The sequence below is a fragment of the Streptomyces sp. NPDC048415 genome (assembly GCF_040651675.1).
In the GTDB taxonomy this organism is placed as follows: Bacteria; Actinomycetota; Actinomycetes; order Streptomycetales; family Streptomycetaceae; genus Streptomyces.
This window is the reverse complement of the sequence record NZ_JBEZKJ010000086.1, coordinates 1-13,062: the sequence shown is the minus strand read 5'-3', so window position 1 is coordinate 13,062 and position 13,062 is coordinate 1. Positions and strand designations below refer to the sequence as shown.

The following is a 13,062-nucleotide window of genomic DNA, read 5'->3' as shown; positions in this document are numbered from 1 at the left end:
GGTTGACCGAGCGCTTGCGCAAGCGCTTACGCGCCGATCGCGTGCAGACCGCCGTCCACGTGGATGATCTCGCCCGTGGTCTTCGGGAACCAGTCGCTCAGCAGGGCGACGACACCGCGGCCCGCCGGCTCCGGGTCCTTGAGGTCCCACTCCAGGGGCGCGCGCGAGTCCCACACGGCCGCCAACTCGCTGAAGCCCGGGATGGACTTGGCGGCCATGGAGCCGATCGGGCCCGCGGAGATGAGGTTGGAGCGCACGTTCTGCTTGCCCAGGTCGCGGGCGAGGTAGCGGTTGGTGGCCTCCAGGGCGGCCTTGGCCGGGCCCATCCAGTCGTACTGCGGCCATGCGTACTGCGCGTCGAAGGTGAGGCCGACGACCGAGCCGCCGTTCTGCATCAGCGGCAGGCAGGCCATGGTCAGCGACTTCAGGGAGAACGCCGAGACGTGCATGGCCGTGGCGACCGACTCGAACGGCGTGTTCAGGAAGTTGCCGCCGAGGGCGTCCTGCGGCGCGAAGCCGATGGAGTGGACGACGCCGTCGAGGCTGCCCAGCTCCTCGCCGACGATGTCGGCCAGCCGGGCGAGGTGCTCGTCGTTGGTGACGTCGAGCTCGATGACCTTGGTGGGCTTGGGGAGCTTCCTGGCGATGCGCTCGGTCAGCGTGGGCCGCGGGAACGCGGTGAGGATGATCTCGGCACCCTGCTCCTGGGCCAGCTTGGCGGTGTGGAAGGCGATGGAGGACTCCATCAGCACACCGGTGATCAGGACGCGCTTGCCCTCGAGAATTCCGCTCATGGTGATCAGTGACCCATTCCCAGTCCGCCGTCAACCGGAATGACGGCTCCAGTGATGTACGAGGCGTCGTCCGAGGCGAGGAACCGCACCGTCGCGGCGATCTCCTCGGGCTGCGCGTACCGGCCCAGCGGCACCTGCGACACGATGTTCGCACGCTGGTCGTCGGTGAGCGCCTGGGTCATGTCCGTGTCGACGAAACCGGGCGCGACGACGTTGAAGGTGATGTTGCGCGAGCCGAGCTCCCGGGCGAGTGAGCGCGCGAAACCGACCAGAGCGGCCTTGGAGGCGGCGTAGTTCGCCTGCCCCGCCGAGCCGAGCAGCCCGACGACCGACGAGATGAGGACGACGCGGCCCTTCTTCGCGCGCAGCATGCCGCGGTTGGCGCGCTTGACGACGCGGAAGGCGCCGGTGAGGTTCGTGTCGATGACCGAGGTGAAGTCCTCCTCGGACATGCGCATCAGGAGCTGGTCCTTGGTGACACCGGCGTTGGCGACCAGGACCTCGACCGGGCCGTGCTCGGCCTCGATCTCCTTGTATGCCTGCTCCACCTGCTCGGTGTCGGTGATGTCGCACTTGACAGCCAGGAAGCCGGCCGGCGGCTCACCGGAACGGTATGTGATCGCGACCTTGTCGCCGGCGTCGGCGAACGCGCGGGCGATGGCGAGGCCGATGCCCCGGTTGCCTCCGGTGACGAGAACCGAGCGGCTCAACGGATCACCCTTTCGATAGCGGACTGGAACCCCTGCAAGACAGGCGCCTTCCTCGAAAACCTATCGGTCCACTCCGCCACGCGAAGAATCGGGCACCGACAGTGGCACCGGGGACTCCCTGTCGGATCCCTACAGAAAGCGGCGGCCGACCGGACCCAAAGCCGTGGCTGACGGATCGGAACGCCGTCGTCGGCCGGACCGCGAGTCGTGGCCCACCGCCCGGAAGCCGGTCGACGGCCGGACGGGGAGCTGTCGTCGGCCGGACCCAAGGCCATGGCTGACGGAACGGAACGCCGTCGTCGGCCGGACCCAAGGCCATGGCTGACGGAACGGAACGCCGTCGTCGGCCGGACCGCGAGTCGTGGCCCACCACCCGGAAGCCGGTCGACGGCCGGACGGGAAGCTGTCGTCGGCCGGACCCAAGGCCATGGCTGACGGAACGGAACGCCGTCGTCGGCCGGATCGAAAGCCGTCGTCGGCCGACCGAAACCTGTGCCGCCATCGGAAAGACGTGGCCGCCGGGCCTGCCCGCGCGACATGATCGGACCCGACAGGCCACGACAGCAGGGAGACCTCGGTGCCTCATTCCATCGACGAAGCCTTCACGGCGCTACCGCTGCGCGCCCTGGCCGACGCCGCACTGGCACGCGCTCGTGCCCTCGGCGCCGAGCACGCGGACTTCCGGTTCGAACGGGTGCGCAGCGCGGCCTGGCGGCTGCGGGACGCCAAGCCGGCCGGGTCGTCGGACACCACGGACCTGGGGTACGCGGTGCGGGTGGTGCACGGCGGCACCTGGGGGTTCGCGTCGGGCGTGGATCTGACGATGGACGCCGCCGCGAAGGTGGCGTCGCAGGCCGTGGCGATGGCGAAGCTGTCGGCCCAGGTGATCAAGGCCGCCGGGTCCGACGAGCGTGTGGAGCTGGCGGAGGAGCCGGTGCACACCGAGCAGACGTGGATCTCCTCGTACGACATCGATCCCTTCTCCGTGCCGGCCGAGGAGAAGGCCGGGCTGCTCGCGGACTGGAGTGCCCGGCTGCTGGCAGCCGACGGCGTCAATCACGTCGACGCCTCGCTGCTGACCGTGCACGAGAACAAGTTCTACGCCGACACCGCCGGGACCGTCACCACCCAGCAGCGGGTGCGGCTGCACCCGCAGCTCACCGCCGTCGCCGTCGACGAGTCGAGCGGCGAATTCGACTCGATGCGGACCATCGCGCCGCCGGTAGGGCGCGGCTGGGAGTACCTGATGGGCACCGGCTGGGACTGGGAGTCCGAGCTCGGGCGTATCCCGGAGCTGCTCGCCGAGAAGATGCGGGCGCCGAGCGTCGAGGCGGGCGTGTACGACCTCGTCGTCGACCCCTCCAACCTCTGGCTGACCATCCACGAGTCCATCGGACACGCCACCGAGCTGGACCGCGCGCTGGGCTACGAGGCCGCGTACGCCGGTACGTCCTTCGCCACCTTCGACCAGCTGGGCAAGCTGAAGTACGGCTCCGAGCTGATGAACGTCACCGGGGACCGCACCGCCGAGCACGGGCTCGCGACCATCGGGTACGACGACGAGGGCGTGGCGGGGCAGTCCTGGGATCTCGTCAAGGACGGGACGCTCGTCGGGTACCAGCTGGACCGGCGCATCGCGAGGCTCACCGGCTTCGAGCGCTCCAACGGATGCGCGTACGCCGACTCCCCCGGGCATGTGCCCGTGCAGCGCATGGCCAACGTGTCGCTCCAGCCGGATCCCGGGGGGCTGTCCACGGAGGACCTCATCGGCAGCGTCGACCGGGGTATCTACGTCGTCGGCGACCGGTCCTGGTCCATCGACATGCAGCGCTACAACTTCCAGTTCACCGGACAGCGCTTCTTCAAGATCGAGAACGGCAGGATCACCGGCCAGCTGCGCGATGTCGCATACCAGGCGACGACCACCGACTTCTGGGGTTCGATGGCCGCGGTGGGCGGCCCGCAGACGTACGTCCTGGGCGGTGCCTTCAACTGTGGCAAGGCCCAGCCGGGCCAGGTCGCGGCGGTGTCGCACGGCTGCCCGTCCGCCCTCTTCAAGGGCGTGAACATCCTCAACACCACGCAGGAGGCGGGTCGATGACCGCTCGTACGAACAAGCCGCACGAGGTCGTCGAGCGCGCCCTCGAACTGTCCCGTGCCGACGGCTGTGTGGTGATCGCCGACGAGGAGTCGACCGCGAACCTGCGCTGGGCGGGCAACGCGCTGACCACGAACGGTGTCACGCGCGGGCGCACCCTGACCGTGATCGCCACCGTCGAGGGCCGCGAGGGCACCGCGTCCGGCGTGGTCTCGCGCTCGGCCGTGACCGCCGACGAGCTGGAGCCGCTGGTGCGGGCCGCCGAGGCCGCCGCGCGTGGCGCCGGTCCCGCCGAGGACGCCCAGCCGCTGGTCACGGGCGTACCGGAGTCCCCCGACTTCACGGACGCGCCGGCCGAGACCTCGTCCGCCGTGTTCGCGGACTTCGCGCCGGCGCTGGGTGAGTCGGTCGCCCGCGCGCGGGCGGGCGGGCGCGAGCTGTACGGCTTCGCCAACCACGAGCTCGTCTCCAGCTATCTCGGTACGTCGACGGGACTGCGCCTGCGGCACGACCAGCCCAAGGGCACGCTGGAGCTCAACGCCAAGTCCCCGGACCGTACCCGGTCGGCGTGGGCGGGGCGGTCGACGCGGGACTTCAAGGACGTCGATCCGGCGGCGCTGGACGCGGAGCTGGCCGTACGGCTCGGCTGGGCCGAGCGCCGTATCGACCTGCCCGCCGGGCGCTACGAGACGCTGCTCCCGCCGACCGCTGTGGCGGATCTGCTGATCTACCAGATGTGGTCCGCCGCCGCCCGGGACGCTGCCGAGGGCCGGACCGTCTTCAGCAAGCCGGGGGGCGGCACCCGCGTCGGCGAGCAGCTCACCGAGCTGCCGCTGACCCTGCGCAGCGACCCGAACGAGCCGGGCCTCGAGTCCGCCCCCTTCGTCCTCGCGCACTCCTCGGGCGACGACGCGTCCGTGTTCGACAACGGGCTCCCCCTCAACGCCACCGAGTGGATCCGCGAGGGCGAGCTCAAGCACCTGTCCACCACCCGGCACAGCGCCGGGCTGACCGGGCTTCCGGTCGCTCCGTCGATCGGCAACCTCATCCTGGACGGCGGCCAGGACCGCTCCCTGGAGGAGATGGTCGCCGCCACCGAGCGCGGTCTGCTGCTGACCTGCCTCTGGTATATCCGCGAGGTCGACCCGGCGACGCTGCTGCTGACCGGGCTGACCCGGGACGGCGTCTACCTCGTCGAGAACGGCCAGGTCGTCGGCGAGGTGAACAACTTCCGGTTCAACGAGTCGCCGGTGGACCTGCTGGGACGGGCGACGGAGGCGGGCCGGACGGAAAAGACGCTGCCCCGGGAGTGGAGCGACTGGTTCACTAGGGCTGCGATGCCGGCCCTGCGGGTGCCGGACTTCAATATGAGCTCTGTCAGTCAGGGCGTATAACCTCGTACCTGATTCATGTGACCACCCAAGGAGATACGAGAACCGTGACGGACATCGTCGACGAGCTGAAGTGGCGGGGGCTGTTCGCCCTGTCCACTGACGAGGACGCTTTGCGCAAGGCGCTCGCGGACGGTCCCGTCACGTTCTATTGCGGTTTCGACCCGACAGCCGCCTCCTTGCACGTCGGTCATCTGGTGCAGGTGCTCACCATGCGCCGGCTTCAGCAGGCGGGTCTGCGTCCGCTGGCGCTCGTCGGCGGGGCGACCGGCCAGATCGGCGACCCGCGCCCGACGGCAGAGCGCACGCTGAACGACCCGGAGACGGTCGCGAACTGGGTCAACCGGCTGCGCGGGCAGATCGAGCCGTTCCTGTCCTTCGAGGGCGAGAACGCCGCGGTGATGGTGAACAACCTGGACTGGACGGCCGGTCTGTCGGCCATCGAGTTCCTGCGGGACATCGGCAAGCACTTCCGCGTCAACAAGATGCTGACGAAGGATTCCGTGGCCCGGCGCCTGGAGTCCCAGGAGGGCATCAGCTACACGGAGTTCAGCTACCAACTGCTGCAGGGCATGGACTTCCTGGAGCTGTACCGACGGTACGGCTGCACGCTCCAGCAGGGCGGCAGCGACCAGTGGGGCAACCTCACGGCGGGCCTGGACCTGATCCACCGCCTGGAGCCGGACGCCACGGCGCACTGCCTGGCGACGCCGCTGATGGTCAAGGCGGACGGCACCAAGTTCGGCAAGACCGAGGGCGGCGCCATCTGGCTCGACCCGGAGATGACGACGCCGTACGCGTTCTACCAGTTCTGGTTGAACGTCGACGACCGCGACATCTCTACGTACATGCGCATCCTCTCCTTCAGGTCCCGCGAGGAGCTGGAAGAGCTGGAGAAGCAGACCGAGGAGCGTCCGCAGGCCCGGGCGGCGCAGCGCGCGCTCGCCGAGGAGCTGACGACGCTGGTGCACGGCGCCGACCAGACGGCCGCCGTGATCGCCGCGTCCAAGGCCCTCTTCGGGCAGGGTGAGCTGGCCGAGCTCGACGAGAGGACGCTGACCGCGGCTCTCTCCGAGGTGCCGCACGTCCAGGTCGCCGAGCTCGGACCGGTCGTGGACCTCTTCGCGGAGGTCGGCCTGGTGGCGAGCAAGTCGGCGGCGCGCCGCACGGTCAAGGAGGGCGGCGCGTACGTGAACAACGTGAAGGTCGCCGCCGAGGACGCGGTCCCCGCCAAGGAGGATCTGCTGCACGGGCGGTGGCTGGTGCTGCGCCGGGGCAAGAAGAACCTGGCCGCGGTGGAGGTCACGGGCGCCTGAGGCGTCTGCAGTGCCTGAGCGCAGGGGGCGGTTCCGTTACGGGCCGCCCCCTGCGTCGTTCCGCCCGGCCGTACGGGCGTACCGGCCAGCCGTGCAGAGCCGTACCGCCAGTCCTTGCGGGCCGCGTACCGCCGGAGCCGTGCAACCGTGCAGCCGTACCGCCAAGCCGTCCCGTCAGGCCCTCGCCTTGTTGCCCCGCACCGCCATGTAGAGCATGTCGCCGAGGAAGACGATGACGATCGCCGCCGCGAGCTGGAGTCCGTGCCGGCCCCAGTCGATGCCCCTGGTCTCGGCGATTCCGATGGCTCGGGCGATCGCGTTGCCGACGATGGCGCCGAGGATGCCGAAGATGGTGGTCAGCCAGAGTGGGCTGTGCTGCTTGCCCGGAATGATCGCCTTGGCCAGCAGGCCCAGGACGAATCCGACGATGATCGCCCACAACCAGCCCATGTCTGCCTCCTTGTACGGCTCTACGTGACCAGTACGGCCAGTGTCGGGCTGCCCGCCGTACGGCGCATGTCGGGCGGAGCCGTACGCGCTACGACGCACCATGTCCACCCCGTCAGGACATGCCCCGCTCTCGAACGCGGCGCAGCCGCGGCGTAACGTGGAACTTGTTCGGGCCTGCTTCCTTGACCGGGTTCGGACCGCGTAACGGACCGGGGAGCGTCCGACAGAGGCAGGTGTGTGGCACGTGATCAGGAAGCAGAGCAACGGCCAGGTCTTCCGGATCACCGGAGCCAGGCAGGGACTGGACGAGGACGTACGCGGACGGCAGCGCCGCTATGTCATCTCGATGTCCGTCCGTACCGTCGCCGTGATCCTGGCGGCCACCCTGTGGAACGTCGAGCGGCACGTCGCGCTCGTCGCGCTGGTACTCGGGGCGCTTTTGCCCTACATCGCCGTGGTCATCGCCAACGCGGGCCGGGAGAACGCGCCGTCGCTTCCCACGACGTTCGTCACCGTTCCCACTCCCCCGATGATCGCTCCGCCGCTGGAGGACGGTTTTACGGAACCCGTTCCGGAGGACGTCGCGGCTGACCGGGACGCGTCCGCGGAGCGCGCCGCACGACCGGACGTGACCCCGACCTGACCCCGATCTGACTCCGACCTGACCCCGATCTGACTCCGACCTGACCCCGATCTGACCACGGAGGATCCTCCGAAAACGGAATCCAGCCGTGTGCCAAGCTCAAGAAAAGCTCAGATCAATCATGTTGTTCAGGTGCCGGGCGATGGGTTACCCGTGACATACTTCGTACGCGCTCCGCATCCCCCGTCGGAGCGACGGACCGACGCCGGGCAGCTCCCCCCGTGGCTGCTCGGCGTCGCCATTTCGGGGACGTTCGGACCCGTTCCCAGCCGTTCGGGACGGTGCGCAAGGCCGCTTAGGGTTGAGGCGTGAATCTCCCGCTCCCCGATGCCTCCCCTGCCCCCAGTACTCCGCAGTGCTCGGCCAAGGGCTGCCGCGCCGACGCTCTGTGGGTGCTCGCCTGGAACAACCCGAAGCTGCACACTGCGGAGCGCAGGAAGACGTGGCTCGCGTGCGAGGAGCATCGCGAGCATCTGTCCCAGTTCCTCGGCGTGCGGGGGTTCCTGAAGGACGTGGTCCTCTTGGAGGAGTGGGAGTCCCCGGAGGGCTCCTAGCCGCCGATCGCCGACATCGGGCGCTCCGGCTGCAGGAACGACGGGTCGTCCAGGCCCGAGCCCGCCTTCTTGCCCCACATCGCGAGCCGCCATATGCGGGCGATCTCCTCATCGGGGGCGTCCGAGCGCAGGGCGGCGCGCAGATCGGTCTCCTCGGTGGCGAACAGGCAGGTGCGGACCTGGCCGTCGGCCGTCAGGCGCGTGCGATCGCAGGCCGAGCAGAACGGGCGGGTGACCGAGGCGATCACGCCGACGCGCTGCGGGCCGCCGTCGACGAGCCAGCGCTCGGCGGGAGCGGAACCCCGCTCTCCGGCGCCTTCCTCGGTGAGCTCGAAGCGGGTGCGCAGTGAGGTGAGGATGTCACCGGCGGTGACCATGCCCTCGCGCTTCCAGCCGTGCTGGGCGTCCAGGGGCATCTGCTCGATGAAGCGCAGCTCGTAGTCGTGCTCCACCGCCCAGGCGAGCAGGTCAGGCGCCTCGTCGTCATTCAGTCCCGGCATGAGGACGGAGTTGACCTTGACCGGGGTCAGGCCGGCGTCGCGGGCCGCCTCGAGGCCGTCGAGGACGTCCTTGTGGCGGTCACGGCGGGTGAGGGTCTTGAAGACGTCGGGGCGCAGGGTGTCCAGCGAGACGTTCACTCGGTCCAGGCCCGCCGCTTTCAGGGCCGTCGCGGTGCGCTTGAGCCCGATGCCGTTGGTCGTCAGGGACATCTGGGGGCGGGGAGCGAGCGCGGCGACCCGCTCGACGATGCCGACCAGGCCGGGGCGCAGCATCGGCTCGCCGCCGGTGAAGCGGACCTCGGTGATGCCGAGGCTGGTGACCGCGATGTCTATCAGGCGGACGATCTCGTCGTCCGTGAGCAGATCGGGCTTCGCCAGCCACTGCAGGCCCTCTTCGGGCATGCAGTACGTACACCGCAGATTGCACCTGTCGGTCAGCGAGACGCGCAGGTCGGTGGCCACTCGGCCATAAGTGTCGATGAGCACGTGGCCCCCTCCCTCGAAGCGGATCATATGTATCAGACACCGTCGAGCCTACGTGACGGCACCGACATCAACAGCGGCCCGATCCCACGAGGTACGACGCGGCCGCGTCGTAGGGATCTACGACGCGGCCGTGAGCGGTGCGGTCTCAGTGCGCTCCGGTGCCCGTGAGCGAGCGAACCTCCAGCTCGGCGTACTTGCCGGTGTCCGGCTCCTCCTTGGACAGGATCGTGCCGAGCCAGCCCAACAGGAAGCCGACCGGGATGGAGATGATCCCAGGGTTCTCCAGCGCGAACCAGTGGAAGTCGGCGTCCGGGAACATCGAAGTGGGCTTGCCCGAGACCACCGGCGAGAACAGCACCAGGCCGACCGCGGTGACCAGACCGCCGTAGATCGACCAGAGGGCGCCCTGCGTGGTGAACCGCTTCCAGAAGAGGCTGTAGAGGATGGTCGGCAGGTTGGCGGAGGCGGCCACCGCGAAGGCGAGTGCCACGAGACCGGCGACGTTCAGGTCGCGGGCGAGGGCCCCCAGGCCGATGGAGACGGCACCGATGGCGATCGTCGCGTAGCGCGCGGCACTGACCTCCTGCTTCTCGGTGGCCTGCCCCTTCTTGATGACGTTCGCGTAGATGTCGTGCGCGAACGAGGAGGACGAGGCCAGCGTCAGACCGGCGACGACCGCGAGGATCGTGGCGAAGGCGACGGCGGAGATGGAGGCGAGCAGGATGGCGCCCCAGTTGGAGTCGACGCCTCCCAGATGGAGCGCCAGGAGGGGTGCCGCCGTGTTGCCCGCCTTGTTGGAGGCGATGATCTCGGCCGGTTTGATCAGTGCGGCGGCACCGAAGCCGAGGGCGAGGGTCATCAGGTAGAAGGCGCCGATGAGGCCGATCGCCCAGTTCACCGACTTCCGCGCGGTCTTGGCCGTGGGCACCGTGTAGAAGCGGATCAGGATGTGCGGCAGGCCCGCGGTGCCGAGGACCAGCGCCAGGCCCAGGGAGATGAAGTCCAGCTTGGTGGTGGAGGTGGCGCCGTACTTGAGGCCGGGCTCCAGGAAGGGCGAGCCCTTGCCGCTGTTGTCCGCGGCCTTGCCGAGCAGGTCGGAGATGTTGAAGTTGAACTTCAGCAGTACGAGGAAGGTGAGCAGCAGGGCGCCGATGATCAGCAGGACCGCCTTGACCATCTGTACCCAGGTGGTGCCCTTCATGCCGCCGATGGTGACGTAAACGATCATCAGGACGCCGACGAGGGCGACGATGCCGACCTTGCCGGCGTCGCTGGTGATGCCGAGGAGCAGCGAGACCAGGACGCCCGCGCCCGCCATCTGGGCCAGCAGGTAGAAGATCGACACGACGATCGTGGAGGTGCCCGCGGCCGTACGGACCGGGCGCTGGCGCATGCGGTACGCGAGGACGTCGCCCATCGTGTACCGGCCGGAGTTGCGCAGCGGTTCGGCGACCAGGAGCAGGGCCACCAGCCAGGCGACCAGGAAGCCGATGGAGTACAGGAAGCCGTCGTATCCGAAGAGGGCGATGGCGCCCGCGATGCCGAGGAAGGACGCGGCGGACATGTAGTCGCCTGAGACGGCGAGGCCGTTCTGGAAGGCGGTGAACTGACGGCCGCCCGCGTAGAAGTCCGCGGCGCTCTTGGTCTGTCGGCCCGCCCAGACGGTGATGACGAGGGTCGCGGCGACGAACACCGCGAACAGGCTGATGATCAGTGGGCGGTGCCGGCTGGCCTCGCCGGCGGCCAGAATGATCGCGGGGCTCATGCGCCACCCTCCATCCGGGACTTGATGGCCTCGGCCTTGGGGTCGAGTTTCGAGTTGGCGTACCGCGAGTACCACCAGGCGATGAGGAACGTGGTGAGGAACTGGGCGAGGCCGAGCACGAAGGCGACGTTGATGTTGCCGAACAGCTTGGTGCCCATGAAGTCGTCCGCGTAGTTCGAGAGCAGGACGAACAGCAGGTACCAGGCGATGAAGCCGACGGTCAGCGGGAAGGCGAAGGAGCGGTAGGAGTGGCGCAGTTCACCGAACTCGGCGCTCCCCTGCACCTCGACGAACTCCTCCGTGGAGGGAAGTGGGGGACCGGCTTTCGAGGTTGGCTGTGCGTCGGTGGCCACGGTGTCTCCTCGCGTTACGGGTGCGGTTGCGACGGTGGACGGGGGCGAGTCGGAACTCGCGGACGGGGACGGCTTGGGAACGGACACGCGGTGTTGACCTCACAAGTGACATGGATCACGTAACCGGGTGTGAGAGTACGGCTCCCGTATGTGATCCGACAGAGGGCTCGATCGTCCTCGGGCCCCCTGCCCAAGGTCACGGCGCCACGCGTGGACCGGTTCAACTCCCCCGACTTCTTTCCGAAGTCATCGCCGGAAGTCATTGCTGGCCAGGTCGGAGGGGGGATAGCTTCGGCCTGCACCACTCCGTCATGTACCTGCCCGGGCACCACCTGTGTTCGGGCAGCTCCGTTTTCCAGGTGATATGGAGATCCCATGGCTCATCTGCGTTCCAGACGTCGCCTCGCCCTCGCGGTGCCCGTCGTTCTGTCCCTCACCGCCTCGCTGGGCTTCCTGCCGGGCGCCGCGTCGGCCGCGCCGCTCACCGCGCCCGCCGCGACGACCGCGGACGGCCCGAACCTCGCGTACGTGGTCAACACCAAGGCGGACCATCAGACGATCGAGTCGGTGAAGAAGGCGATCACGGCGGCCGGCGGCAGCGTCGTCATCGCGTACGAGCAGATCGGTGTGATCGTCGTCCATTCCGCCAACCCGGACTTCGGGAAGCAGATCCGGGCGGTACGAGGGGTGCAGTCGGCCGGCGCCACGCGCACGTCGCCGCTGACCCCGGCGGGGACGACGGACGAGGGTGCGGCACAGGTGCTGTCGGCCGCCGAGGCCGCCAAGGTGTCCTCGAGCGCCACCTCGGGCGAGGAGCCGCTCGAGGCCGACCAGTGGGACCTGCGCGCGATAGGCGCCGACAAGGCCGCCGACATCAATCCGGGCAGCAAGAACGTGACGGTCGCCGTGATCGACGTGGGCGTCGACGACACCCACCCGGACATCGCCCCGAACTTCTCCGCCTCGCAGTCCGCGAACTGCGTGGGCGGCAAGGCGGACACCACGTACGGCGCCTGGCGTCCCGTGGACGCCGACCACTACCACGGCACACATGTCGCGGGCGAGATCGCGGCGGCCCGCAACGGCGTCGGTGTCGCGGGTGTCGCGCCCGGTGTGAAGGTCGCGGGCATCACGGTGGCCGAGCCCGACTCCACCCAGCTGTTCTACCCGGAGAGCGTCGTCTGCGCCTTCGTGTTCGCCGCCGACCACGGCGTCGAGATCACCAACAACAGCTACTACGTCGACCCGTGGCTCTACAACTGCCTCGACGACCCCGACCAGAGGGCCATCGTCGACGCGGTGAACCGGGCCCAGCTGTACGCCCAGAAGAAGGGCACCCTCAACGTCGCGGCGGCGGGCAACTCCAACGACGACCTCGACTCGGACGCGATCGTCGACGACTCCAGCCCCGACGACTCGACCGCGGTGCCCCGCACGGTCGACCCGCACCAGTGCTTCGACGTGCCGACCCAGCTGCCGGGCGTCGTCACGGTCAGCTCGACCGGCGTCAAGGGCGCCAAGTCCTACTTCTCCAGCTACGGCGACGGTGTCATCGACGTCGCGGCGCCGGGCGGCGACAAGTACCAGATCCCGGACACGCCGTCGAAGAACGGCCGTATCCTCTCCACGCTGCCGAACAACCAGTACGGCTACCTGCAGGGCACATCGATGGCGACTCCGCACGTAGCAGCCGTCGCGGCGCTGCTGAAGTCCAAGTACCCCTGGGCCACCCCGGCCCAGCTCCAGGCGCTGCTCAAGGCGCAGGCGGACAACCCGGGTTGCCCGACCGACCCGTACGACGGCAACGGGGACGGTGTGGTGGACGCGACCTGCGCGGGCGGCAAGCGCGTGAACGGCTTCTACGGAGCCGGGATCGTCAACGCGCTGCGAGCGGTCAAGTAACCGGAGTAGCGCTCCTGGAAGGACAGGCGGCCTGGGCCGGGCGGATCAACCGCCCGGCTTTGATCAGAGATCCATATGCCTCCTGGTTCGTAGGCGCTCC

Annotated in this window: 12 protein-coding genes; 6 read left to right on the top strand and 6 right to left on the bottom strand. The window is 69.0% G+C overall.

Translation table 11 applies throughout. From position 1 onward, the window contains the following. Positions 1–26 precede the first annotated feature (26 nt). Together fabI and fabG are read right to left on the bottom strand one after the other, a co-directional pair. Positions 27–794 carry an enoyl-ACP reductase FabI gene (fabI, locus tag AB0D27_RS36040; RefSeq protein ID WP_362517056.1) on the bottom strand — a complete coding sequence of 256 codons (768 nt, stop codon included), beginning with the start codon at positions 792–794 and terminating at the stop codon, positions 27–29. A gap of 5 nt (positions 795–799) precedes the next feature. Continuing rightward, on the bottom strand, positions 800–1,504 hold the full coding sequence (gene fabG, locus AB0D27_RS36035; protein ID WP_189187409.1) for a 3-oxoacyl-[acyl-carrier-protein] reductase: 705 nt from the start codon (positions 1,502–1,504) through the stop codon (positions 800–802). 577 nt (positions 1,505–2,081) lie between these two features. Between fabG and AB0D27_RS36030 the strand changes: the two genes are divergently transcribed. From AB0D27_RS36030 to tyrS, 3 genes are read left to right on the top strand one after another with little or no spacing between them, the layout of a single operon-like run. Further along, positions 2,082–3,605, top strand: a complete 1,524-nt coding sequence (locus AB0D27_RS36030) for a TldD/PmbA family protein (protein WP_362517053.1) — start codon at positions 2,082–2,084, stop codon at positions 3,603–3,605. After that, positions 3,602–4,996, top strand: a complete 1,395-nt coding sequence (locus tag AB0D27_RS36025) for a metallopeptidase TldD-related protein (protein ID WP_362517050.1) — start codon at positions 3,602–3,604, stop codon at positions 4,994–4,996. Before AB0D27_RS36030 ends, AB0D27_RS36025 begins: the two co-directional genes overlap by 4 nt. 44 nt (positions 4,997–5,040) lie before the next feature. Further along, positions 5,041–6,309, top strand: a complete 1,269-nt coding sequence (tyrS, locus tag AB0D27_RS36020) for a tyrosine--tRNA ligase (protein WP_362517047.1) — start codon at positions 5,041–5,043, stop codon at positions 6,307–6,309. A 174-nt stretch (positions 6,310–6,483) separates the two neighbouring features. Here tyrS and AB0D27_RS36015 read toward each other — a convergent pair whose 3' ends face one another. After that, entirely contained in the window at positions 6,484–6,759 is a 276-nt protein-coding gene (locus tag AB0D27_RS36015; RefSeq protein ID WP_362517044.1) for a GlsB/YeaQ/YmgE family stress response membrane protein, read from the bottom strand. 247 nt (positions 6,760–7,006) lie between these two features. On the opposite strand from AB0D27_RS36015, the gene AB0D27_RS36010 reads away from it, so the two are divergent. Then, positions 7,007–7,402 (top strand): DUF3099 domain-containing protein, encoded by a 396-nt coding sequence (locus AB0D27_RS36010; protein ID WP_362517121.1) that lies wholly within the window; start codon positions 7,007–7,009, stop codon positions 7,400–7,402. A 308-nt stretch (positions 7,403–7,710) separates the two neighbouring features. Next, positions 7,711–7,956 (top strand): hypothetical protein, encoded by a 246-nt coding sequence (locus AB0D27_RS36005; RefSeq protein WP_362517041.1) that lies wholly within the window; start codon positions 7,711–7,713, stop codon positions 7,954–7,956. Here AB0D27_RS36005 and moaA read toward each other — a convergent pair. From moaA to AB0D27_RS35990, 3 genes are all read right to left on the bottom strand, one after another. Further along, positions 7,953–8,942 (bottom strand): GTP 3',8-cyclase MoaA, encoded by a 990-nt coding sequence (gene moaA / locus AB0D27_RS36000; RefSeq protein ID WP_362517038.1) that lies wholly within the window; start codon positions 8,940–8,942, stop codon positions 7,953–7,955. The genes AB0D27_RS36005 and moaA overlap by 4 nt on opposite strands. Positions 8,943–9,087: 145 nt before the next feature. After that, on the bottom strand, positions 9,088–10,707 hold the full coding sequence (locus AB0D27_RS35995) for a cation acetate symporter (protein ID WP_362517035.1): 1,620 nt from the start codon (positions 10,705–10,707) through the stop codon (positions 9,088–9,090). Next, complete coding sequence (locus tag AB0D27_RS35990) at positions 10,704–11,060, bottom strand: DUF485 domain-containing protein (RefSeq protein WP_362517032.1); 357 nt, start codon at positions 11,058–11,060, stop codon at positions 10,704–10,706. The genes AB0D27_RS35995 and AB0D27_RS35990 overlap by 4 nt, the downstream gene beginning before the upstream one ends. Before the next feature lie 375 nt (positions 11,061–11,435). On the opposite strand from AB0D27_RS35990, the gene AB0D27_RS35985 reads away from it, so the two are divergent. Further along, a complete protein-coding gene (locus tag AB0D27_RS35985) occupies positions 11,436–12,962 on the top strand; it encodes a S8 family serine peptidase (RefSeq protein ID WP_362517029.1) in 1,527 nt (508 codons plus the stop codon). Positions 12,963–13,062 lie beyond the last annotated feature (100 nt).

Excerpts from the sequence above, each read along its gene's own strand:
- fabI (WP_362517056.1), bottom strand. The coding sequence starts at position 794 with ATGAGCGGAATTCTCGAGGGCAAGCGCGTCCTGATCACCGGTGTGCTG.
- AB0D27_RS36025 (WP_362517050.1), top strand. The coding sequence starts at position 3,602 with ATGACCGCTCGTACGAACAAGCCGCACGAGGTCGTCGAGCGCGCCCTC.
- AB0D27_RS36015 (WP_362517044.1), bottom strand. The coding sequence starts at position 6,759 with ATGGGCTGGTTGTGGGCGATCATCGTCGGATTCGTCCTGGGCCTGCTG.
- AB0D27_RS35995 (WP_362517035.1), bottom strand. The coding sequence starts at position 10,707 with ATGAGCCCCGCGATCATTCTGGCCGCCGGCGAGGCCAGCCGGCACCGC.
- AB0D27_RS35985 (WP_362517029.1), top strand. The coding sequence starts at position 11,436 with ATGGCTCATCTGCGTTCCAGACGTCGCCTCGCCCTCGCGGTGCCCGTC.